Genomic DNA, 22,116 nt, shown 5'->3' with positions numbered 1-22,116 from the left:
AACGTATTGTATTCACGAAAGTATCATGTCAAAAACAACTCGAGATCGATATGCGCCGGTCGCGGACGCTGCTGAGTGGCCCGTCTCCTACGATGCGGACCGCGGGACGTATCACACACGGTGTGCCGTCACCGATTACGAGCCCGCAAGCACAGCAGTCGTGATGGCCGTCGCCGTAATCGTCGGCGTCAGCCCCGACGATCTCGAGTCGCTGTCGACGCGTGTCGATCCCGACGCGTTGAACACGCTCGTCGTCGACTGGTACGAATCGGAGTCACGGGCCGGGGACGGCTCGATCACGTTTCCGTTCGACGAGTGTACCGTGACGGTTCGCGCCGATGGCCAGATCGTCATCGAGCCGGATTGCAGCGTCGACACCCCGCCTCGTTCGTAGCCGCCTCCTCCTGTTCAGTCGCCGTCGCCCACCTCGAGGACGACCTCGTCGCCCGCCTCGAGGTCGAACGCTGCATCGCCGCGGCCCTGATTGACGTCGAGTTCGACGTAGCCGTGACTCCCGACGGTCGCGAGTCGCTCGCCGACGGCAACGGCGGCGAACGTCTCGCCAACGGGAACGGATTCGCCGTTTGCCACCACTCGGTCACGATCCGTGAGAAAGCCACCGGGGACGTTCGTGATGACGTTCCCGAAGTCGTCGACGACCAGCACCTCACCGCTCGCGCACTCGTTTTCGAGCGTCGCCTCGGGCAGTTCGAGCTCGACAGGAGAATCCGCGATCGGCGTGAGCCACTCGAGGTCGGCAAGCGCGTCGAGGTCGGTCTCGTGGACGCCCGCCGCTGCGGGGGCGAAGACGTCCCGACCGTGGAACGTGTTGCTCGCCGGCCCGTCGCCGTCGGTTCCTGAAATCGCTCTCGCGTTTGCGTCGGTTGCGGTGTGTCCGGTCGGTTCGACTGCCTCGAGGCGCGATTTGTCGATTGCGTACGCTTCGAGTGCGTCGTCGCCGGCGAGTCGTCGTGCGACAGGACACAGAACGCCGTTATCAGGACCGACGAAGACGTGTTCGCCTGCCTGAACGACCAGCGCGCGACGGTCGGTGCCGACGCCAGGGTCGATCACGACGAGATGGGTCGCCGGCGGAAAGTACGGGAGCACTTCGCGGAGCCAGAACGCGCCCGCGCGAACGTCTTGCCGTGGAACATCGTGGGCGACGTCGATCAGTCTGGCAGTCGTCCGCTGACAGAGCACACCTTTCATCGCCGCGGGATACGGCGTGCCGAAATCCGACGTGAGCGTAATCATGTGCGGGGGTACGATCCAGCCGCTGAAAGTGGTATCTGACTCGAGTGCGAGACGACGGGTTTAGCTGTTGTCGGAGTCCGAGCCACTGATCATTTGAATGCGTTCGATACCGTCGATTTCGTCGACGACTTCGACGACGGCTTCGGGAACCAGCGCCTCCCAGTCGTCACCGTTGATCATCCGCTCGCGGACCTCGGTCCCTTCCAGGACGTCGCGGTTGAACATCGGCGACTGACGGATCTCGATGTTGGCTTCTCGGAAGAGTTGGATAACGAGTGGGTTGTTCGAGTAGGCGACTTCGAAGTCAGGGCTCATGCTCTGGACGTGACTCACCCAGACGGAGTTTCGTTCTAAGTCCTCGATCGGGACCGCATACGTCACGAGATCGTACTCGACGAGCGACTTCGTGATCATCATGATGCGCTCGCCGGCCGTAAACGGGTTCCGAACGGAGTGTGAATCGTCAGCACTCCCGATCCCGAGGACGAGTTCGTCGACGTCCTCGGCGATCTGCTCGACCATACTGAGGTGGCCGTTGTGAAACGGCTGAAAGCGGCCAATGTAAAACCCCCGACTCATGCCGTGAACTGTTCGTGCGGTGTGTATAAGCGTGGCGAGTTCACGCTCCGAGCGCATCGTCACGTGTTCGACTCGCGGGTGCGACTGCACGTCTCGTTTCGACATATATTTTTACGTGAATAGAATTGGATAAAAATGATGGCTGACTTCGCCAATCCCCTCCTGTGAGCGCTGTGGGGCCCGGTTTCAGCCACTGTCACGATCCTCCGCATGGAGAAAGTATATCAGTGCCAATCCCTTCGAACCAGATACTGAACAGAGTTCTATGAGCAACGATACGAACGTTGACGACCCTCCCGAAGACGCGACTGGCGCTGCGCCTGAGGAGGAGCAGGCTCAGCCTCAGGACCAGGAGCCAGCGCGTCAGGGAGATCGGTCGCCGCTCGAGGAGGGCGGTGGCCAAGGTGACGACGTCGGCAACGGTGACGAGTTCGACGGTCCGATCGACGAGCCCGAGCCGACCGAGGAGGACGACGATATCGAAACCGTCGAAGACCTCGGGAGTACGGTCGAAGTCGATCCAGGTGTCGAGATAGACGACGACATCGCCGAAGACGACCTGCTTGGTGGTCTCAAGATCGACTCGACGGAAGACATCGAGGTCCCGGATCGACTCGTCGATCAGGTCATCGGTCAGGACGAAGCACGAGACATCATCATCAAGGCGGCCAAGCAGCGCCGCCACGTGATGATGATCGGCTCGCCGGGGACCGGGAAGTCGATGCTGGCGAAGGCGATGAGCCAGCTGCTTCCGAAAGAAGACCTCCAAGACGTCCTGGTGTATCACAACCCGGACGACGGCAACGCGCCGAAAGTCCGGACCGTGCCCGCAGGCAAGGGCGAACAGATCATCGACGCCCACAAGGAGGAAGCCCGCAAGCGCAACCAGATGCGCTCGATCCTGATGTGGGTCATCATCGCGATCATCATCGGCTACGCGATCCTCAGCCCCGCCAGCATTCTGCTCGGCATCCTCGCGGCGGGGATCGTCTGGCTGATCTTCCGCTACACGTCCCGTGGCACCGACGCGATGGTGCCGAACATGATCGTCAACAACGGCAACCAGCGCACCGCGCCGTTCGAGGACGCGACCGGTGCCCACGCCGGCGCGCTGCTGGGCGACGTTCGTCACGACCCGTTCCAGTCGGGTGGGATGGAGACGCCGAGCCACGACCGCGTCGAGCCCGGCTCGATCCACAAATCCAACAAGGGCGTGCTGTTCGTCGACGAGATCAACACGCTCGACGTCCGTACTCAGCAGAAGCTGATGACCGCGATCCAGGAAGGCGAGTTCGCTATCACGGGCCAGTCCGAGCGCTCTTCGGGTGCGATGGTCCAGACCGAACCCGTCCCCTGTGACTTCATCATGATCGCTGCAGGGAACTTGGACGCCATGGAGAACATGCACCCCGCGCTCCGTAACCGTGTCAAAGGGTACGGGTACGAGGTGTACATGGAGGACACCATCGAGGACACGCCCGAAATGCGGCGCAAGTACGCCCGTTTCGTCGCCCAGGAGGTCGAACGAGACGGCCGCCTGCCACACTTCACCGACGAGGCCGTCGAGGAACTCATCCTCGAGGCCAAACGTCGTTCGGGCCGCAAGAACCACTTGACGCTGCACTTCCGCAGCCTCGGTGGACTGGTCCGCGTCGCGGGTGACATCGCCCGTGCCGAGGACCGCGACCGCACGACCCGCGAGGACGTTCTGCAGGCCAAACAGCGCTCCCGGTCGATCGAGCAACAGCTCGCCGACGACTACATCGAGCGCCGCAAAGACTACGAACTGCAGGTCACCGAAGACGGCGTCGAGGGCCGTGTCAACGGCCTCGCTGTCATGGGTGAAGACTCCGGGATCATGCTGCCCGTGATGGCCGAGATCGCCCCCGCACAGGGGCCCGGGCAGGTCATCGCGACCGGCCAGCTCAAGGAGATGGCCGAGGAGTCGGTCCAGAACGTCTCGGCGATCATCAAGAAGTTCTCCGACGTGAACCTCTCGGAGAAGGACATCCACATCCAGTTCGTCCAGGCTGGCGAAGGTGGCGTCGACGGCGACTCCGCCTCGATTACGGTGGCAACGGCCGTCATCTCCGCGCTCGAGGACATCCCGGTCGACCAGTCGATCGCCATGACCGGCTCGCTGTCCGTCCGCGGCGACGTGCTTCCGGTCGGTGGGGTCACCCACAAGATCGAAGCCGCCGCCAAAGCCGGCTGTGAGACGGTCATCATCCCCAAGGCCAACGAGCAGGACGTGATGATCGAAGACGAGTACGAGGAGATGATCGACATCGTGCCGTGTTCGAACATCAGCGAAGTCCTCGAGGTGGCCCTCATCGGCCAGCCCGAGAAGGACTCGCTGCTCGACCGCCTCAAGTCGATCACCGGCACGGCGTTCGATCAGAGTCAGGGTGCCGTCGGCTCTGCAAGCGGGTCGAACCCGAGTCCGCAGTAACGATCGATGACCGACTGGACGACGTTCGCCGGGATTACGGGCGTCGTCCTCGTGCTTTTGTTAGGGCTGTCGCAACTGACCCAGTCCGCGTTTTCCGATTCGTCCGACGATGCAGACAGCCGTCTCTCCGAGCAGAGTTCGGCGTCCGATCCAGCATCAGAACTGACGCACACGCCAGCGGCTGCGTCCGAGTCAGCGACCGACGTCGACGACTCGAGTAGCGCTATCGGGCCCGAACTCGAGGCTGAAACTGCTGTCGACGCCGATGCCAACCTCGCGCTTGATAAGGACGCACCGGGAACGGCATCGGAGAAACCGCCGAGCGTCGGCGACACTCCTCGCCGGTCAGCCGACGTCGACCCCAGATCGCTGTCGGCAGGAGAGTTGTTAGCGAACGTCGCACTCTCGCAGGGCGTGTTCGCGCTGCTGTTGCTCGGCGCGGTGGTTTACACCGCCGTTCCCGCCGACGCGCTGGGGATCGAGTTCTCCGTTGACTACCTCGAGCACGGACTTGTGCTGGGGACAGCGTTCGGACTCGTCCTCTACGTCGCAAACGAACTCAGCGCCGCGACGGCGACTCGCTTCGGCTTCGAACACGACGAACAGCTTCGAGAGCTGCTGACACCGGAGTCGACACGGGGCTGGCTGGCCCTGCTGATCGTCGTGCTCCCCATTATCGCCGTATTCGAAGAACTGCTCTTCCGGGCGGCGCTGATCGGTGCGCTCTCGGTCGGCTTCGGGATCTCGCCGTGGCTGCTCGCCGTGATTTCGTCGGTTGCCTTCGCCCTCGGACACGGGATGCAAGGGTCGATCGGGATCGTCGTTACGGGGGCGCTCGGCTTCGTCCTCGCGGGACTCTTCATCGCTACCGGGAGTTTCCTCGTGGTCGTCGTCGCCCACTACCTGATCAACGCCCTCGAGTTCATCGTTCACGAGCGTTTCGGCCTCGAGTGGGCGCGAACCCTCGAAAGCTAAGCCGGGGGAGCCGTTCAGTAGCGATATGAGCGCACTCGATGACACCCCGGAGCGGATCTACCGACTGATCTTTCTGGGGGTCGTCTTCTACTTCGCCGTACTCGCGTACGCACAGTTCACGGCCGACCCACTGGCAGCGTTTGCCGCCGAGTTCGTCTTCGGCGTGATCGCGGTCGGCGTGGGGACGGTGCTGTACCTGCAGGCTGGGCACGAACGTGGTCTCTCTGCGATCGTGGGCGCAGCAGCCTGCCTCGTCGTGGGTGGGCTCCTCCAGTTTGCGTTCCTGGTTACTGCTGCACCAGCGATCGGACAACTGTCGTCGATCGTCGTGTTCGTCGGGATCGGACTGTATATCTATGCCGTCTGGTACGCCGAATGAACGTCGGAAAACGAACGAGGAGCGCGGGTACTGCGAACCTACAGCCCCTCGAGCGAGCGCAGTTTCTGTTCGATAGCTGGGGGCGCAGCGCTCGGACCGTCGCGAACGCGGTGGTCCGGAATGAGGATCGGCGTCGGATTCTCGTCTAAGGCGGTTCGAACGAGGATGATATCGTCCTCGTCGTCCGGGTCCAGTTCGGGCGTCATCCGGGCGAGCGCCCTGACATCGACTTGTTCGCCGTAGGGGATCTCCCGAACGTGTTCTAAGACGGCGCGCTGGTCGGTCGGAACGGTCAGGGCAACCTGCACGTCGTCGAACTCGACCTCCTCGAGCCCGTCGAGATATTCGAAGATTCGGTCGAGTACGGGATGGTCGGTCTCGGCGTCGTCCGCGGGCGTCGTGGGAAACGAGACACTCAGGACGCGCCCGCTGGCGGCACCGAGCTGGATGTATCGATCGAGATACGACGATTCCCGCGCGTAGATTCCGGCGTCCGTGACGTCCTCCATGCGCGTGCCTTAGAGACAGGGGCATGAATATTCGCCGGTCGTGGCTGGCTATCGCCACGCGGGCTGGCAAAGCCAGCGGACGTGTATGGCGCAAGGCTTTTGTACATATGAGTACGTTGATGTACAACAATGAACTCCGAGACGGAGCTCGCCCCCGCGGTCGCCTCGATTCTCGACGCGGCTCGGGAGCGAGGTGGTGACGACGAGACGGTGTCCGTGGCTGCGCGATCGCTCTCCGACGCGCTGGCACAAGCCGAATCCGACGGTCGCGTCCCAGTAATCGCCGAAGTGAAGCCGACGAGTCCAACTGCTGACGGGACCCGCGACGACGACCCTGTCGAACTGGCACGAGCAATGATCGACGGCGGTGCGACGGCGATTTCGGTGCTCACCGAACCGAGCCACTTCGGTGGGTCGCCGGAGGCGCTGACGCGCGTCCGCGAGGCCGTCGACGTTCCCGTTCTTCGAAAGGACTTCGTCGTCCGAGAAGACCAGCTCGACGTCGTCGAAGCCGACCTCCTCTTACTCATCGTTCGTTTCGTCGACGATCTCGAGGGGCTCATCGCCGCCGCCCGCGAGCGTGGATTCCAGCCACTCGTCGAAGTCCACGACCGCACGGAACTCGAGACGGCTCTCGAGGCGGGTGCGAAACTCATCGGCGTGAACAACCGGGATCTGGCGCGACTCGAGGTGGACCTCGAAACCTTCGAGTCGGTGGCGGCCCACGTGCCGGACGACGTGACGTTGATCGCCGAGAGCGGAATCGGGTCACCGGCGGACGTCCGGCGGATGCGCGAGGCGGGTGCCGACGCCCTACTGGTCGGCAGCGCCATCATGGATCACGCCGGCGGCGACAGCGACGTAACCGAGAACACGCGACGACTCGTGAACGCAAGCGACGGAGACGATCAGACATGAGTAACCAGCCACACCAGCACGGAGCAGATCGATGAGTACGAGCGATCACGACCACCGACGCGACCGCGACAGCGAGGCCACGTTCGGCGAGTACGGCGGCCAGTACGTCCCCGAAGCCCTGATGCCGGCTGTCCAGGAACTCGAGGACGCCTACGAACGCTACGTCCTCGAAAACGAGGACGGCTTCATGGACGAGTTCCGCGAGCGAATGCGCGATTTCGGCGGCCGACCGACACCGCTGCAGCGTGCGGAGCGGCTGAGCGAGCGCTACGACCGAGAGATCTACCTCAAGCGCGAGGATCTGGTCCACGGTGGCGCACACAAACTGAACAACGCGCTCGGTCAGGTCCTGCTCGCGAAGTACATGGGCAAAGAGCGGATCATCGCCGAAACCGGCGCGGGCCAACACGGCACCGCGACCGCGATGGCGGCGGCGCATCTCGACATGCCCTGTGAGATCTACATGGGTCGGACGGACATCAACCGCCAGCGACCGAACGTCTACCGGATGCGGATGAACGGCACGGAGGTAAACCCCGTTACGGCCGGCAGCGGCACGCTGAAAGAGGCGATCAACGAGACGATGCGTGACTGGGCAACGACCGTCGAGACCACTCACTACGTGATCGGCTCCGTCGTCGGTCCACATCCGTTCCCGAAACTGGTGCGGGACTTTCAGGCCGTTATCGGACAGGAAGCTCGCGAGCAGATTCGAGAGCGGGCGGGACGACTCCCCGACAGCGTCGTCGCCTGCGCTGGCGGCGGCTCGAACACGATGGGGACGTTTCATGCCTTCGTCCCCGACGACGAGGTCGACCTCTACGCCGTCGAGGCCGGCGGCTCGAGTCTCGAGATCGACGAGGAAAACGCGCTGGCACCGAACTCCGCGACGCTCTCGACGGGGACCGACGGCGTGCTCCACGGCGCGATGACCAAACTCCTCCAGAGCGAGGACGGCCAGATTATGGAATCCCACAGCGTCAGCGCCGGCCTCGATTACGCCGGCGTCGGCCCCGAACTCTCCCATCTCGTCGACATCGGGCGCGTGACGCCCGCAAGCGTCGACGACGAGGCCGCGCTCAACGGCTTCCACCGCCTCTCGAATCTCGAGGGGATCATCCCCGCCCTCGAGTCGAGTCACGCACTCGGCTATCTCGAGGAGCAACACGAAGAACTCGGCGACCTCGTCGTCGTCAACGTCTCCGGCCGCGGCGACAAGGACTTAGAAACGGTGCTCGAGGAGACCGAGAACCGTGATCTCGAGGCGGCTCCGGACGTGGAGGTGTTTGGCCAGTGAGCGACATCGAAGCGGCCATCCGCGAGCACCACCCCGCGCTCATCACCTATCTCACCGCGGGCGATCCATCGCTCGAGGACACCAAAGCGTACGTCGAAGCCCTCGACCGCGGCGGCGCGGACCTGATCGAACTCGGCCTGCCCTTTTCCGAACCGATCGCAGAAGGCCCCACGATTCAGGCGGCGATCAACCGCGCGCTCGACGCCGGGACGACGCCGGCCGGCTTCTTCGAGCTCGTTGACGACCTCGAGACCGAGGCTCCGCTGCTGGTGATGACGTACTATAACATGATTTTGCAGTATGGAGACGAACCCGACGTGCGTCCGTTCGTCGAACGCGCGGCCGAGGCCGGCCTCTCGGGGATCATCGTTCCCGACCTGCCCGCAGAGGAGTCGGACCCGCTGCGTGCGGCCTGTGACGACCACGGCCTTGACCTCGTCTTCATCGTCGCGCCGACGACCGAGGGCGAACGGCTCGAGCGGATCATGTCGCAGGCGTCGGGCTTCGTCTACGTGCAGGCCCGACTCGGCACGACGGGCGCGCGCGCGGACGTCTCGAACGCGACCCACGACAGCCTGACCCGGCTCGAGGAGTACGACGTCTCGGAACCGTGTTCCGACGGCGTTCCGAAGGCGGTCGGCTTCGGCGTCAGCGAGGGCGACCACGCGGCCGAGATCATCGAAGCCGGCGCGGATGGCGTCATCGTCGGCAGCGCGCTCATCGATATCGTCGCCGAAAGCGACGACCCAGTGGCCGACCTCGAGGCCAAAGCCGAGGAACTCAAACGCGGTGCGATCCGCGGTGCCGACGGTGGCACTGACGCGGACCCGATCGACGCCCCGGAACCAGAACAGCCATAACTGCAAGCTTGCTACACTCCCGCAATGACTACGACAGGAATCGACGCACGACTCGATCGAATCGGCACAGACGGCACGTACGTAATCGTCCCGATGGACCACGGCATCACGATCGGTGCCTGCCAGGGGCTGAAAGACATCGAATCGACGATCGACGGGGTCACCAGCGGCGGTGCCGACGCAGTCCTCACGCAGAAAGGAATCGCACCCCGCGTCCACGACAACAAAAACGACAAAGGGTACATCGTCCACCTCAACGGCTCGACGACGATCGGCCCCGACGAGAACGACAAGCGAATGACCGGCACGGTCGAGGAGGCCGTTCGCGTCGGCGCTGACGCCGTCTCCTTCCACATCAACGTCGGCTCGGACCACGAGCCCGACCAGATCGCCCAGCTTTCGGAGGTCACGGCGACCGCGAAACAGTTCGGGATGCCCGTCCTCGCGATGGCCTACGCCCGCGGCCCGGGCGTCGACCCCGAAGATCCCGAAGCGCTCGGCCACGCGGTGCGACTCGCCGAGGAACTCGGTGCGGACATCGTCAAAACGGGCTACAGCGGCGACGCCGAGAGCTTCCAGCACGTCGTCGAATCGACTCGCCTCCCGGTCGTCATCGCCGGCGGCTCCAAAGGGACTGACCGCGAGACGATCGAGATGGTCCGCGGCGTGATGGACGCCGGCGGTGCCGGCGTCTCGATGGGTCGGTCGATCTTCCAGCACGACGATCCCGAAGCGATCGCCCGCGCCGTCGCTGGCGTCGTCCACGACGATCTTTCGACCGAGGAAGCGCTTACGGAAGCCGGCCTCGCGCTCGAGGCCTGAATCGACTCGACTCCTGCTTACTGCTTCTCGCTGCCAGTGATCTCGAGCGGATCGCTCGCGATAAGCGCCTCGATGACTGCCGAGCCGACACGGGCGGCGTTGTCGATCGCCAGTTCGAGACTCGCCGGGTTGCCGTCGAAACTCTCCTCGACGGATTGGCCGGGTGCCGGCCGGTCGTAGTTGGCGACGGCACGCACGCTGAGATAGCGCTCACGGCGGCCGAAGCGCTTGAGGGCGGTCGCCGTCGCGGCGTCTTCCATCTGCGTCGTCACGTACGGTGCGACGCCGTACTCGCCACAGAGCCACTCGACTTCCCGCGCGTACTTGGGGCCGTGCCAGAACTCGTCGCCGCAGACGGTTGTCCCGCGCTCGATCGACGGTCCGGCGTCCGTCGCCGCCGGGTACTGGGTCTGGTAGTCGCGTGCGGCGTCGTCCTCGCGGAGATCGACGCCCTCCGCGGCGGTGACCGCACGGTCGACGAGAGTCGACTCGAGGTGATGCACGTAGTCGCGGGGTCGATACGCCAGCAGATCGATCGGCGTGCTCTTGGAGGCGGTCCCGGGCACGGTTTCGGTGTCGCTTGCGCCCTGTCGATCCCAGCGGTGTTTTCGATCACAGTCGACGACCGCATCCGCGATCGCGACGGAACCGAGTGCCGTCGTTTCCGGCGAGGAGCCGGCGATACCGCTCGAGACGACGTACGCCGAGTCGAGATCGACGCCCGAACTCCCGAGCAACGCGGTGACCGTCGTCGCCGCGTCGCTTTTGCCGATGCCAGTAGTCGTGATGGCGAATCCCGAGGCAGTCAGATACAGCGGCGTCTCCGCCCCTGGAACCGCGAGCGCGTCGACGATTTCGTATCGCTCGAGCCACGGCGCTCGCTCGTCCAGCGGCGGCTCGAACGCGGCGGTGAGGACCAGTCCGGTGGGGCAAACGGGGGCGTTCGGATCGGGCTCACGCGGCGTCGGGAGCGGCTCGTCGATGTCCATAGCGAGGATCGGGAACGGCTGGGCAAAGTATTCCCTGCTTTCACGGGATCGATCGGAAGCATTTCTATCGCCGGCACCGTCCGCCCGTCCGTGACCGGCGACGACACCGATCTCACGATCGACGACGAACTCCTCGCTCGAGCCCGAATTCACGCCCGCGAGGTGCTCGCCGACCACGCCCTCGAGATCGATCGCGACGCGCTCGAGTGGGAAGTCACGACGCGCGCTCGTCGGCGGGCGGGCGCGTGTCGATGGGACGTAGACCGCGAGGTGGCGACGATCGTGCTCACGCGACAGGCCTACGAACGCTACGACTGGCCGGCATTCGCGGGCGTCGTCAGACACGAACTCGTCCACGTCTGGGAGTTCCAGCACTTTGGCGAGTCGGGCCACGGCCCGCGGTTTCGCGAGCAGGCGGCGATACTCGACGCGCCGCGTCACTGCCGACGATTTTCAGCGCCACGGTACGTCCTCCGATGTCTCGAGGGCGAGTGTGACTGGCACGCGAGGCGGCATCGGGCCTCGAGACCGGTGAAAGCGCCGGCACAGTACCGCTGTGGGGAGTGTGGCGGTCGCTACGAGGTCGAACACGGGGAGAGCGGCCGAACGTGGACGACCGCGAGCGGCTTCGGCGGCGCGAAGTCGGCACTCGGTGAGGAGTGGTGAGCGCGCCGGTTTCGGCGCGTCGTTACCGACTGGAGTCTGTAGCTGGTGAGATAGCCACGGAATACTTATTCGACTCCCGGCACCTGGTTCGGGTATGGGCATACTCGACTTGATGCTTGGCCAATCGAGTTCCGGCGAACAGGGCGTCGAAGGCCACTCGTATAAACTGCCGAAAGACACCCACGACTTCGTCTATCCGATCGCCGCGCGACGGACAGAGCTTGAGGCGTTCGTCGAGTTGCTCGAGGCCGACGCGGACGCGCCGTCGATCGAGGACAACGCCGACGAACTGCAGGACGCCTTCGACGAGGTCCTCGGCGAGAGCGAGATCGACGCCGCGAGGCTGGCAGAAAAGCAGCAACAACCGCGCCGCAAGACCGAACGGATACTCGAGCGCTGGACCGACCAGGTGACCGAGGATATCGGCGTCGTCTACGCGCGACCGGGAACGTATCCGACGCTGGCCACGTTCGTCAAGCGCTGTACCCAACGCGACGAGCACGACGACGACCCCTTTACCCTTCCCGAGGCGTTCGGCGAGGGTACCGCGTTACTCAAGCGACTCGAGGAAGCGTCGAACGGCCAGTATCGGGCCGTCGTCCACACGGATCTCCTTCCAGACCAGTAGCTTGCGCTTGCAGCCCGTTACACGATCGTCTCGAACGCCTCGAGCGACGTGAGTTCGTACGTCGGTTGGTGGGGCGTGCCATCGAGGGTGTCGTGTCCGGTGTCGACCCACGCCGAATCGATCCCGACGGCGTTCGCGCCCGCGACGTCCGCGTGCAGCGAATCGCCGACGTGGACCGCCGCGTCGGCGGCGACGTCGAGTTCCGAAAGCGCCCGCTCGAACGGGACCGTACTCGGCTTCGGTTCGATACCGGCGCTCGGGTCGGTGAAGATGCGGACGTCGAAAGCATCCGCGATGTCGAGTGCGTCGAGTTTCTTCGTCTGTGTCGGTCGGCCACCGTTCGTAATCAGGCCGACCGGCCCGAACTCACGAGCGTGCTCGAGGGCAGCCTTCGCGCCGGGACGGAATCGGACGGCGGTGGGGTCTTGGACCTCGAGATACCGCTCTGCAAGCGACGAAGAGACGGCGGGGTCGACGTCGGCGCGGCTGGCGGCTTCGGCGAACAGGTTTCGATAGAACTCCCGATCCGTCTGAGCCGTCGGCAGCGACGGCACGACCGCTCGCAGCTCCGCCGGCGTACAGAACGGGTCGACGTCGGCCCGGTCGAACGCCGACTCGAGCAGCGTCGTGGCGTCCTGTGTGGGCTCACAGAGCGTTCGGTCGAGATCGAAATAAATTGCCTCGTACGCAGTCATTATCCCAAAAGAGGGGCGCAGGCGTTCTCAACGTTTCGCCGATTTCGACGGCTACTGTCGCCGAAGACGATCGAGTCACCGTCGAGTGACCGGCACTCGGCGCTGGTCCCGACTGCGTCGCGGTGAGGTCTGTGGCATTCGCCACGTTCAAGCCAGTGCCCTTCGTCGGTCGATTTATGACGCGATCTGTCTGGGTAAAAGCCGACGACGCCGTCGGTGACTGGGACGACCGCCGCGCGCGGATCACCGCCGCGCTCGAGGCGGGTGCAGACTGGGTACTGGTCGACGAAGCAGACGTTGCCCGCGTGCGCGAACTCGGCGACATCAACGTCGCGGCGTTTCGCACCGACGGCGACGTGACGCTGGTCGACGACGTCGACGCGGACGATGACGACGTCGAAGAGGCAGAACCGACCGAGCGACCCGACGCTGTCATCGTCGGCAAAGACGGCGAGGGTGATGCGACGATCGACCTCCCCGAGGATCTCTCCGGGTCGGCGGACCTCTCGACGCTCCGTCGTGACGGCGACCTAGAGCGCGGCGCGTACGTCCGCATCCTCGCCAAGGAGTACGAACATTTCGCCGAAACCGCCGCCGAGGAAGCCGACTACACCATCGTTATCGGCGACGACTGGACGATCATCCCACTCGAGAACCTGATCGCCCGCATCGGCGAGGAGACCGACCTCGTCGCGGGCGTCACCAGCGCCGAGGAGGCCAAGACGGCCTTCGAAACGCTCGAGATCGGTTCCGACTCCGTCCTGCTCGACTCAGACGACCCCGACGAGATCCGCAAGACCGTCGAGGTCCGCGACGAGGCCGAACGCGAGTCGCTGGATCTCGAATACGCCGAAGTGCTCGATGTCGAGCAGATCGGCAGCGCAGACCGGGTCTGTGTCGATACGGGCAACCTGCTCGAACACGACGAAGGAATGCTCGTCGGCTCGATGGCGCGCGGCCTCGTGTTCGTCCACGCCGAGACAGCCGACTCGCCGTACGTCGCCTCGCGACCGTTCCGGGTCAACGCGGGCGCGGTCCACGCCTACGTCCGTACGCCCGACGGCGGCACGAAGTATCTCTCGGAACTCCAGAGCGGCGACGAGGTGCAGATTGTCGATCTCAACGGCAACACCCGCGAAGCGATTGTCGGCCGCGTCAAAATCGAGAAACGGCCGATGTTCCGGGTCGCCCTAGAGACCGCCGACGGCGACCGCGTCGAGACACTGTTGCAGAACGCAGAGACGATAAAAGTCGCCACGCCCGACGGCCGAAAAGCCGTGACCGCCCTCGAGGCCGGTGACGAAATCAAACTCTACTACGAGGATACCGCGCGTCACTTCGGCGAGGCCGTCGAAGAGAGCATCATCGAGAAGTAAGGGCGACTGCGTGGCAGTTCGGTCGGCTCCGTCCGGGCTGTCGGAAACGCCGTATTTTCACGTTCATCAACTCGACAACAGTGTCGACGAAGAACCCACCGATGAGAGCACCGTCTGTTCACGGCTGTGGCGTTTCGTCTCGAGCCTGCGCGTCGGCGTCCGACTCGACCGGCTCTAAGCGGGTCGTACACCAGTGACAGAACTCGAGGTCGTCGTCGAGTTCCTTCCCACACTGGGGACAGGACGGCCCGTCGCTCGAACGGTTGCCCGTCGGCGGGAAGCCGGCCGCCCGGAACGTGGCGTCGATCGTCGCGAACAGGACGAGAAACGAGAGGACGAACTGCGAGATCGTATCGGTCTCCGCGGAGAGGACTTCCATTGCGTCGGTCATCGTGGTGGCATCGGCGACCAACTCGATCGGGAAAAAGTACAGCATCGCCGAAAAATACAGTCCAGCAAACACTATCGCACGGAGCCAATCCCGGATCAGGGCGTGGCCCGCACCGGGCATAATAACCGAGAGAACAGCGGCAGCGAGCGCACGGAGCCATGTCATCGTACGTGGTGCTAGGGGACCCGTCCCCTTAACATTCCGATTTCTCTTTTCGTCTCATTTGGCGATCAATCAAACAGCGATTACCTTCGGCGACTCGCGCTCTCGAGTCGGTTCGAAAGAATCGAGGGGCGGCGTCGGTGCTGTCGAGATCGGTGGCTAGCAGAAGTTCTGGGTCGCGTACACCCGGTCGTCGTCGGTCACGGCGATCCCGATCCCCTCGGTGTTCCAGTGGTCGGCGAGGATGTTCTCGCGGTGTCCGTCGGAGTTCATCCACTGCTCGACGAGGCCGTCGGCCAGTTCGCGTTCGGTCGTGTGCTCGACGACGTCGCCCGAGTCCGTTCGGACCGGCTGGTCGACGTACGTGTAGGCGATGTTCTCGCCACCGGTGTAGTACGCGCCACCGTCCGTGTACGCCCGACACTCGTAGCCGTGTTCGGCGTAGCGGTCCGCGAAGGTGTTGCCCTCCGGGTCCTCGTGACTAAAGTACCCGCGCTCGGCCATGTCCTCGCTGTGCCCGCGTGCGATCTCTTGGAGGACTTCGTCGAACTCGAGCGCCTCGAGTCCGCGAGCGGTTCGCTCTTCGTTGATGCCTTCGTGTATATATTGTTCGACGAGTGCCCGATCGAGCGTGCCGTCGCCCGCGATGTCGGCGTCTTCGTCAGTCGTGCCATCGTCGGACACAGTGTCGTCGGTATCTTCGGCATCGCCATCGACCACGGTGCTCTCGTCTGCCTCGTCACCGTCGTCGGACGCACTCGATTCCGTGGTGTCGTCGCCAGCGGAATCGTCATCGTCGATCTCGCTTTCGTCCGAGCCGGCGGTATCGTCACTCGAGTCGGTATCGTCGGTTTCGCCCTCGGAGTCGGACTCGCTCGGCTCGTCAGACTCGTCGGCACCGTCGGTTTCGCCGTCCGTCTCGTCGGTGTCCTCGATGCCGTCCGTTTCGTTTTCATCGTCGACTGAGTCGGACGACTCATCACCGGCGTTCTCGTCGTCCGATTCCTCAGGTGCGTTCTCGTCTGTGTCATCGACGACATCCGATTCATCGTCGTCGCTCGCCACTTCGTCGGTTGCCGTCTCGTCATTGCCGTCCGCGTCACCATTGTCGCGCTCGAGGGAATCGTCGCTCGAGTCACCACGGTCCGTCCACGCATCGTCGTCAGGAACTGCGGGGCGGTCCGTCTGCTCCGGCTGATCGAACGCACTGGAGAAGACGTTCGTGAGCAATCGCTCGACGAACGACAGTCGCTCGGGTACCGATGACCGATCGTCGATCGAACCCGCGCCGTTGTCGCTCGGTGTCAGCCAGTTCGACACATCTATCGGTCGATCGTCGGTGTCGACGTCCATCGATGTCGCGTTCGGTCCGGGGGCAGCGGCTCCGATCCCCGCCGTACTCGCGACGAGGGCGACGATCATCGCTAACGTTACCACCGATCGTGAAAGTCTTTGCATCGGTATAGTCACGGCTGCGTGACTGATCCGTACCAACGAATGCGTTCATATGTGCAGCTATTTTACGTACGTTGCGACGCTCAACTGAGGTCCGCGACCAGCCTCGAGAGGGTCTCGAGATCGTACTGCCCCGGAGCGGTCGCGTTGTCGGGATCGACGGGCGCGTAGCCGATTCGTGAACCGTACACCGGCGCTACTGCACGCGTATGGCTCCCCAGTTCGCCCATCGCCATCGTCGCGACGGGGTCGCCGTGGGCGGTCAACTGTTCCGTCGCTGCGAGCACGGCGAGGGTGTCCTTGTGGGACTCGGCGGTAACAGCGATTTTGGCGACGTCAGCGTGCTTGTGCGCTTCCGTCAGCGTCGAGACCAGCTCGCCGCGAGTCGGCGTTCCCTCGAAATCGTGGGCCGACGCGACGACGGCGACGTCGCGCTCGCGAGCCGTCTCGAGGAGGTCGTCGGCGTCACCAGCCAAAACCGCCTCGAGTTCGATATCGATCGCCTCGACGGCGTCGACGGCGGTTGCCTCGGCGAGAACCTCGAGTCGGCGGTCGTCGTCACCGCTCCACTCGCCACCTTCCCACTCGGCGCGGTTGGTCGCGAGGATCGGCAGTTGGCCGTCCCCGTCGTAGGCCTCGAGGGCAGTCAGTGGCTCGTCAGCGAGATCCATACGGTACTCGATCGCGTCGGCGTGTTCGCGAGCGGCCGGTTCCTCGGAGAGATCAGCGGTCGATGCGGCGAGGACGAACGAATCGAAGTCCATGTGGGCACACTCGCTCGGATCGACAAAAAGGCGTCTGCTCGAGGACTTTCCGGTGGTACAGAACGACCCGTCTACTCACAGTCCTGCGATCGTGTCCGCGTCAGACCGCTACTTCCGGAGACGCTTGTGTCTCGAGCGTTTCACTGATACCCTCGAGGAGGAGGAAGATCGCCCGTCGATGTTGGGCTTTCGAGAGATGGACGTGTACCGGCCGAACCGGCTGTGTATCGTACGCCTCGAAAGCGTCTGCCGTCTGTTGGTTCTCCTCGACGGTCGCACGTATTTCCTGCAGCAGCGCATGGAGCTGTACGTACTCCTGGGATCGCATGGTACAGCATGGCACAACCGTCTCCCACTTAGAGCCCTTTTCACGATTTCGGAGTAACACTGTTGCGCTGATGTATTAAACGAGTGAAAAAATATCGGTCGATCCTGACAAGGGGCGGTGAGTCGACCCTGTCGATCAGGCCAGTCCGAGCGTCTCCTCGGCTTCGAGGAGTTCGTGATACCGGTTTCGAATCGTCACTTCGGAGATGTCGGCGACGTCGCTGACGGCAGCCTGCGTGGTCTTTTCGTTCGTCAGCAGTGCGGCGGCGTAAACGGCGGCGGCAGCGAGGCCGACCGGCGATTTACCGCTGTGGACGCCCTTCTCCTTGGCGTTCTGGAGCAGCCCACGTGCGCGGTGCTCGGCCTCGTCGGAGAGATCGAGTCCGGAGGCAAACCGTGGCACGTAGCTTTCGGGGTCGGCCGGCTGGACCTCGAGGCCGAGTTCCCGAACGACGTAGCGGTAGGTGCGGGCGATCTCGTTTTTCTCGACGCGGGAGACGTCGGCGATCTCGTCGAGACTGCGGGGAACGCCTGCCTGTCGGGCGGCGGCGTAGACACAGGCCGTGGAGACACCTTCGATGGAGCGGCCGGGCAGCAGGTCCTCGTCGAGTGCGCGTCGGTAGATGACGGAAGCGGTTTCGCGGACGTTCGTCGGCAGGCCAAGCGCAGAAGCCATCCGGTCGATCTCACCGAGAGCCTGTTTCAGGTTCCGCTCTTTGGAGTCACGCGTGCGGAATCGCTCGTTCCACTTCCGAAGGCGTTGCATCTTCTCGCGCTGGCGGGAGCCAAGGGAGTTGCCGTAGGCGTCTTTGTTCCGCCAGTCGATGTTCGTCGAGAGCCCCTTGTCGTGCATCGTGTTCGTCGTGGGCGCGCCCACGCGGGACTTCTCGTTTTTCTCGGCAGCGTCGAACGCACGCCACTCGGGGCCGCGGTCGACGGAATCCTCCTCGACGACGAGGCCACAGTCTTCACAGACCGTCTCGCCGTGTTCGTCGTCGACGACGAGGTTGCCCGTACACTCGGGGCAAACCAGGTCGTTCTGTTCGGTCTCGGTCGTTTCCTCGTTCGTTTTTGATCCGGTACGCCGTACTCTGGTGTTCGATGTGGTGTTGGTCATACGATGGCAAGTGCTGACCGGCCGAACTGGCTGCAAAAGCCCGGACGGATTCGTTACCTACCTCGTTCTGACACTCGATGGTTAAGGGTTTCGAAATCGAAGCCCGACACCTCTCGAGAACGGGTAATTCGCGGGAACTAGCATTAACGATCAAAACATTAAAGCCTAGAAGCACCGCCGGATCGGAGTTTCCAAATTCGACCCGTTCGAACCCACCGTATGGACGTCGCAGTCGGAAGCACGAATCCGGTCAAGATCGACGCAGTCGAACGGACGCTCGAGCGATTCGACCCGACGGTGACCGCGGTCGCCGTCGACTCGGGTGTGCCCGAACAGCCGTGGTCGATCGACGAGACCGTAACGGGCGCCGATACCCGCGCCCGGCGAGCGCTCGAAGCGACCGGTGCTGACTACGGCGTCGGGCTCGAGGGTGGTGTCGCTCGCCTCGAGGGTGTCCCCGGACTGTCGCTAATCATGTGGGCCGCCGTCACCGACGGCGAGCGGCTCGAACGTGGTGGGGGACCTACACTGCCGCTTCCCGACGACGTTGCGACTCGGCTCGAGGCCGGGGCCGAACTGGGGCCGGTGATGGACGACCGGCTCGGAACCGATGGAATAGCCAAAGACGAGGGTGCTGCCGGCGTGCTCACAGCCGGACTGACGAGCCGGGCGCAGGCACTCGGGGAAGCGGTTGCCTGTGCGTTCGGGCCGTTCGTCGCCGACAGCGACCGTAGCCGTCCGAGCAGGTGATATTCAGTGTCGGTCGTAACCGACGGCTCGAATCGAAACGACCCGTGAGACGGTCACGTTCTGCCGACAGTCATCGAGTACTATATATTAACCGGCTGTACCAACGAAAGCTTTCTGCCCGGTTATTGTCTCCTTACTCGCTCGCAAAATCGCAGGACGGGAGCGGGTTAACCGCGCGTACCAAACCCCCTAAGGGTGCTCCTGCTGTACCCAGACGTATGAGCACTGCAATGGCCACCGACCTCACGAGCAAACAACGCCGGATCCTCCAGTATCTCCGAGATAACGCCGGAACGAAGACCTACTTCAAATCTCGGCTCATCGGACAGGAGTTGGGAATGACGGCGAAAGAGGTCGGCTCGAACATTACGGCGCTCCAGAACGGCAATCTCGACGTTGAAATCGAAAAGTGGGGCTACTCCTCGAGTACGACGTGGAAGGTCGATATATAACGACCACCCGTTCGACACCTGTTCTCCGGCCGATGCACGCCGCTCACCGTTTTACTGGTTATATTACACACAGCGATTGCGCTTTTCACCCACCCGATCGAATGATCGTTCACTAAACGACACTAGGGACGTCGATCAGTCTGGTGTGGACGACTATCCGTCAGTGCTGGCACATCCACGACCATCCGGCGAACCACCGAGAACTCGGGACAGCAGCCGGTCTGCTGCCGTGAACCGCGGCTTCCGATATTGAGCGAGCGTCTTTTCGTTCGTCACGCGGGAACTGTCCACGATACTGACTCGAACTCGGCTGTCACGTGCCACGATGTGTTGTCGTATGGCCGGCCAGCGGGAGGGCAGCCACGCCGTAAGACGATGTTATCGCTGGTAACACACGTCTAGCCGTGATAGTCGATGAACTGATCCGCGTTCTGGGCGAGCCGTCGGGCCGACTCACCGAAGGAGTCGGCGTGGCGGACGATCAAGATCAGAACCGTCTCGGGCCGTTCGACGGCGTAGCCGTCCTCACGGGAGAGCAATCCGGCGTCCTCGAGTTCGCCGGCGTACTTGCTCACCGTGGGGGCAGAAACGTCGAGAGCCGTCGCGAGGTCGCCGGCCGTCGTCTCCGGATTGAGGAGGAGTTCGATCAACATCCCGCGCGGAGTCTCCCGGCGGAGGTAGCCCAGCGTCTGCTTTTCGAACGCGTCGAATCGATCCGCCGGGACGAAGCGCTTGTAATCGCCGTCACGGTAGCGTTCGATTGCCCCGAGTTCCTCGAGTCGGCGTAGGTGGTGTTGGGTTTCGCCGGTTCCGAGTTGCAGGTCGTCCCGGATCTTCGAGAAATGGGCGCCAGGCGTCGTCGAGAGATACCCAACGATCGCATCACGGGCGTCGCTTTCACCGGTATCAGCCGCCGCCGGTTCAGAGAGAGCTGCAAGCGGCGACGCGGCGCCGAGCGCCGCAAAGCGACGCAGGATCGCTCGTTTCCCTTCGTCGACCCCATCAGGATTCGTCATGCTATGCGTATCTCCTGAAATGAGACGAGTGGTAAAACAGGTTTCGCTCCGTCTTATGCACCGAAAACTGAATTTCTCGAACGCGATAAGATCTGTCGTTACGTGTTCTGATCGGCGTCGGCGCCACCGGCGAACTCCTGATCCATCTCCTCGATGACCTCGTCCGGATCGGAGATCGTCGCCGCGTCCTTGCCCTCTTTGATCGCCTGGGCTTCCTGTTCCATCGCCTCGAGATCCATCTCGGCTTCTTCGTCGATTTCGCCGATGATCTCGGCGATGTCGTCCAGCCCAATCAGTTCGCGCGTCTCCTCGTCGAACTCGAGGCTGTCGAGTTGCTGGCCGTCTTCTTTGACGTCGCTGCCGGTCAGGTGTTTGCCGTAGCGACCGACCATCGAGGACAGCTCCTGCGGGAGGACGAACGTGGTCGACTCGCTCTGGCCGATCTCCGACAGCGTCTCCATCCCCTTGTCGATGACGGCGCGTTCGCCCATCGACTCGGCCGATCTCGCGCGCAACACGGTCGAAATCGCGTCACCCTGTGCCTCGAGGATCTGGCTCTGTTTTTCACCCTGTGCGCGGATGATCTCGCTTTGTTTGTCACCTTCTGCCTTCTCGACGGCACTGCGGCGTTCACCCTGTGCCTCGAGGATCATGGCGCGGCGTTTGCGCTCCGCGGAGGTCTGTTGTTCCATCGCGCGCTGGACGTCTTTCGATGGGTTGACTTCACGGACCTCGACGCTCTCGACGCGGATCCCCCACTCGTCGGTGGGTTCGTCGAGTTCCTGACGGATGCGGGCGTTGATCTCTTGGCGCTTGTTCAACGTGTCGTCGAGTTCCATATCACCCAGCACGGCACGCAGGGTCGTCTGGGCGAGGTTCGAAACGGCTCGCTTGTAGTCGTCGACCTGCAGGAACGCCTTCTTGGCGTCCATCACTTTGATGTAGACGACGGCGTCGGCCGTGACCGGCGAGTTGTCCCGCGTGATCGCTTCCTGCCGAGGGACGTCGAGCGTTTGCGTTCGCATATCGAACCGGTAGGTGTTCGATACGAACGGTGGGACGAAGTTGATCCCCGGCTCTAAGAGTTTGCGGTACTCGCCGAAGACGGTCAGCGCACGCTTCTCGTAGGCGTCGACGATCTCGACCGCACTGAGCAGTGCAGCGATCACGACGAGGAGGACAAGGGCACCGACGAACAGCAGTGCACCGCCGGTACCGGTTTGTAATGGGAGTAGGTCCAGGACCATATGCCGGTCTTACGGTGGTGGGGGGAAAAGCGT

25 protein-coding genes are annotated in these 22,116 nt (G+C 63.5%); 13 read left to right on the top strand and 12 right to left on the bottom strand.

What is annotated here, in order from left to right:
* The first annotated feature begins 25 nt into the window (after positions 1 to 25).
* Positions 26 to 394 carry a HalOD1 output domain-containing protein gene (locus GCU68_RS10290; RefSeq protein ID WP_152941325.1) on the top strand — a complete coding sequence of 123 codons (369 nt, stop codon included), beginning with the start codon at positions 26 to 28 and terminating at the stop codon, positions 392 to 394.
* 14 nt (positions 395 to 408) lie between these two features.
* Here GCU68_RS10290 and GCU68_RS10285 read toward each other — a convergent pair whose 3' ends face one another.
* Both GCU68_RS10285 and GCU68_RS10280 read right to left on the bottom strand, forming a co-directional pair.
* Positions 409 to 1,257 carry an SAM hydrolase/SAM-dependent halogenase family protein gene (locus GCU68_RS10285; protein WP_152941323.1) on the bottom strand — a complete coding sequence of 283 codons (849 nt, stop codon included), beginning with the start codon at positions 1,255 to 1,257 and terminating at the stop codon, positions 409 to 411.
* 60 nt (positions 1,258 to 1,317) lie between these two features.
* Entirely contained in the window at positions 1,318 to 1,836 is a 519-nt protein-coding gene (locus tag GCU68_RS10280; RefSeq protein ID WP_152941321.1) for a nicotinamide-nucleotide adenylyltransferase, read from the bottom strand.
* A 265-nt stretch (positions 1,837 to 2,101) separates the two neighbouring features.
* On the opposite strand from GCU68_RS10280, the gene lonB reads away from it, so the two are divergent.
* From lonB to GCU68_RS10265, 3 genes are read left to right on the top strand one after another with little or no spacing between them, the layout of a single operon-like run.
* Entirely contained in the window at positions 2,102 to 4,288 is a 2,187-nt protein-coding gene (gene lonB / locus GCU68_RS10275) for an ATP-dependent protease LonB (protein ID WP_152941319.1), read from the top strand.
* A 6-nt stretch (positions 4,289 to 4,294) separates the two neighbouring features.
* Positions 4,295 to 5,263 (top strand): CPBP family intramembrane glutamic endopeptidase, encoded by a 969-nt coding sequence (locus tag GCU68_RS10270; RefSeq protein ID WP_152941317.1) that lies wholly within the window; start codon positions 4,295 to 4,297, stop codon positions 5,261 to 5,263.
* Positions 5,264 to 5,288: 25 nt separating this feature from the next.
* A complete protein-coding gene (locus tag GCU68_RS10265; RefSeq protein WP_152941315.1) occupies positions 5,289 to 5,642 on the top strand; it encodes a hypothetical protein in 354 nt (117 codons plus the stop codon).
* 38 nt (positions 5,643 to 5,680) lie between these two features.
* Here GCU68_RS10265 and GCU68_RS10260 read toward each other — a convergent pair whose 3' ends face one another.
* The gene (locus GCU68_RS10260) at positions 5,681 to 6,151 is read right to left on the bottom strand and encodes an MGMT family protein (protein ID WP_152941313.1); all 471 of its coding nucleotides are present in this window, start codon (positions 6,149 to 6,151) and stop codon (positions 5,681 to 5,683) included.
* A 129-nt stretch (positions 6,152 to 6,280) separates the two neighbouring features.
* Here GCU68_RS10260 and trpC point away from each other — a divergent pair, with 129 nt between their 5' ends.
* Genes trpC through GCU68_RS10240 form a run of 4 tightly spaced genes read left to right on the top strand, consistent with a single transcriptional unit; the run spans position 6,281 to position 10,048 of the window.
* Positions 6,281 to 7,069 carry an indole-3-glycerol phosphate synthase gene (trpC, locus tag GCU68_RS10255; protein ID WP_152941312.1) on the top strand — a complete coding sequence of 263 codons (789 nt, stop codon included), beginning with the start codon at positions 6,281 to 6,283 and terminating at the stop codon, positions 7,067 to 7,069.
* A 31-nt stretch (positions 7,070 to 7,100) separates the two neighbouring features.
* A complete protein-coding gene (trpB, locus tag GCU68_RS10250) occupies positions 7,101 to 8,366 on the top strand; it encodes a tryptophan synthase subunit beta (RefSeq protein ID WP_152941310.1) in 1,266 nt (421 codons plus the stop codon).
* Positions 8,363 to 9,226 carry a tryptophan synthase subunit alpha gene (gene trpA, locus GCU68_RS10245; RefSeq protein WP_152941308.1) on the top strand — a complete coding sequence of 288 codons (864 nt, stop codon included), beginning with the start codon at positions 8,363 to 8,365 and terminating at the stop codon, positions 9,224 to 9,226. The genes trpB and trpA overlap by 4 nt, the downstream gene beginning before the upstream one ends.
* A gap of 24 nt (positions 9,227 to 9,250) precedes the next feature.
* Positions 9,251 to 10,048: a 2-amino-3,7-dideoxy-D-threo-hept-6-ulosonate synthase gene (locus GCU68_RS10240; RefSeq protein WP_152941306.1), complete on the top strand. Its 798-nt coding sequence runs from the start codon at positions 9,251 to 9,253 to the stop codon at positions 10,046 to 10,048.
* Between the two features lie 17 nt (positions 10,049 to 10,065).
* Here the strand turns inward: GCU68_RS10240 and GCU68_RS10235 are convergent, their stop codons facing one another.
* Positions 10,066 to 11,037 carry a phosphorylase family protein gene (locus GCU68_RS10235; RefSeq protein WP_152941304.1) on the bottom strand — a complete coding sequence of 324 codons (972 nt, stop codon included), beginning with the start codon at positions 11,035 to 11,037 and terminating at the stop codon, positions 10,066 to 10,068.
* Between the two features lie 90 nt (positions 11,038 to 11,127).
* Between GCU68_RS10235 and GCU68_RS10230 the strand changes: the two genes are divergently transcribed.
* Together GCU68_RS10230 and GCU68_RS10225 are read left to right on the top strand one after the other, a co-directional pair.
* On the top strand, positions 11,128 to 11,703 hold the full coding sequence (locus tag GCU68_RS10230; protein WP_152941302.1) for a SprT family zinc-dependent metalloprotease: 576 nt from the start codon (positions 11,128 to 11,130) through the stop codon (positions 11,701 to 11,703).
* Between the two features lie 94 nt (positions 11,704 to 11,797).
* The gene (locus tag GCU68_RS10225; RefSeq protein WP_152941300.1) at positions 11,798 to 12,331 is read left to right on the top strand and encodes a hypothetical protein; all 534 of its coding nucleotides are present in this window, start codon (positions 11,798 to 11,800) and stop codon (positions 12,329 to 12,331) included.
* A 17-nt stretch (positions 12,332 to 12,348) separates the two neighbouring features.
* On the opposite strand, the gene GCU68_RS10220 is transcribed toward GCU68_RS10225, so the two are convergent.
* Positions 12,349 to 13,026, bottom strand: coding sequence for an HAD family hydrolase (locus tag GCU68_RS10220; RefSeq protein ID WP_152941298.1), 678 nt, complete (start codon positions 13,024 to 13,026; stop codon positions 12,349 to 12,351).
* A gap of 176 nt (positions 13,027 to 13,202) precedes the next feature.
* On the opposite strand from GCU68_RS10220, the gene GCU68_RS10215 reads away from it, so the two are divergent.
* Positions 13,203 to 14,402 carry a 3-dehydroquinate synthase II gene (locus tag GCU68_RS10215; RefSeq protein WP_152941296.1) on the top strand — a complete coding sequence of 400 codons (1,200 nt, stop codon included), beginning with the start codon at positions 13,203 to 13,205 and terminating at the stop codon, positions 14,400 to 14,402.
* Between the two features lie 118 nt (positions 14,403 to 14,520).
* On the opposite strand, the gene GCU68_RS10210 is transcribed toward GCU68_RS10215, so the two are convergent.
* The 5 genes from GCU68_RS10210 to GCU68_RS10190 form a co-directional block, all read right to left on the bottom strand.
* Positions 14,521 to 14,958, bottom strand: a complete 438-nt coding sequence (locus tag GCU68_RS10210) for a zinc ribbon domain-containing protein (RefSeq protein ID WP_152941294.1) — start codon at positions 14,956 to 14,958, stop codon at positions 14,521 to 14,523.
* Positions 14,959 to 15,114: 156 nt separating this feature from the next.
* Positions 15,115 to 16,377 carry a CAP domain-containing protein gene (locus GCU68_RS10205; RefSeq protein ID WP_227014819.1) on the bottom strand — a complete coding sequence of 421 codons (1,263 nt, stop codon included), beginning with the start codon at positions 16,375 to 16,377 and terminating at the stop codon, positions 15,115 to 15,117.
* A gap of 116 nt (positions 16,378 to 16,493) precedes the next feature.
* A complete protein-coding gene (locus GCU68_RS10200) occupies positions 16,494 to 17,174 on the bottom strand; it encodes a type I 3-dehydroquinate dehydratase (protein WP_152941292.1) in 681 nt (226 codons plus the stop codon).
* A gap of 100 nt (positions 17,175 to 17,274) precedes the next feature.
* Positions 17,275 to 17,502, bottom strand: a complete 228-nt coding sequence (locus GCU68_RS10195; protein WP_152941290.1) for a UPF0058 family protein — start codon at positions 17,500 to 17,502, stop codon at positions 17,275 to 17,277.
* A gap of 135 nt (positions 17,503 to 17,637) precedes the next feature.
* Entirely contained in the window at positions 17,638 to 18,618 is a 981-nt protein-coding gene (locus GCU68_RS10190) for a transcription initiation factor IIB (protein ID WP_152941288.1), read from the bottom strand.
* A gap of 219 nt (positions 18,619 to 18,837) precedes the next feature.
* On the opposite strand from GCU68_RS10190, the gene yjjX reads away from it, so the two are divergent.
* Together yjjX and GCU68_RS10180 are read left to right on the top strand one after the other, a co-directional pair.
* Complete coding sequence (gene yjjX / locus GCU68_RS10185) at positions 18,838 to 19,368, top strand: inosine/xanthosine triphosphatase (protein ID WP_152941286.1); 531 nt, start codon at positions 18,838 to 18,840, stop codon at positions 19,366 to 19,368.
* A 218-nt stretch (positions 19,369 to 19,586) separates the two neighbouring features.
* The gene (locus GCU68_RS10180) at positions 19,587 to 19,820 is read left to right on the top strand and encodes a DUF7123 family protein (RefSeq protein ID WP_152941284.1); all 234 of its coding nucleotides are present in this window, start codon (positions 19,587 to 19,589) and stop codon (positions 19,818 to 19,820) included.
* Positions 19,821 to 20,218: 398 nt separating this feature from the next.
* On the opposite strand, the gene GCU68_RS10175 is transcribed toward GCU68_RS10180, so the two are convergent.
* Positions 20,219 to 20,836, bottom strand: a complete 618-nt coding sequence (locus GCU68_RS10175; protein ID WP_152941282.1) for a winged helix-turn-helix transcriptional regulator — start codon at positions 20,834 to 20,836, stop codon at positions 20,219 to 20,221.
* Between the two features lie 98 nt (positions 20,837 to 20,934).
* Positions 20,935 to 22,083 (bottom strand): SPFH domain-containing protein, encoded by a 1,149-nt coding sequence (locus GCU68_RS10170; protein WP_152941280.1) that lies wholly within the window; start codon positions 22,081 to 22,083, stop codon positions 20,935 to 20,937.
* Positions 22,084 to 22,116: the final 33 nt, after the last annotated feature.

The sequence above is a fragment of the Natronorubrum aibiense genome, from assembly GCF_009392895.1.
GTDB classification, from domain to species: Archaea; Halobacteriota; Halobacteria; order Halobacteriales; family Natrialbaceae; genus Natronorubrum; species Natronorubrum aibiense.
The sequence above is the reverse complement of the archived record's forward strand: the minus strand, read 5'-3'. Positions and strand labels throughout refer to the sequence as shown.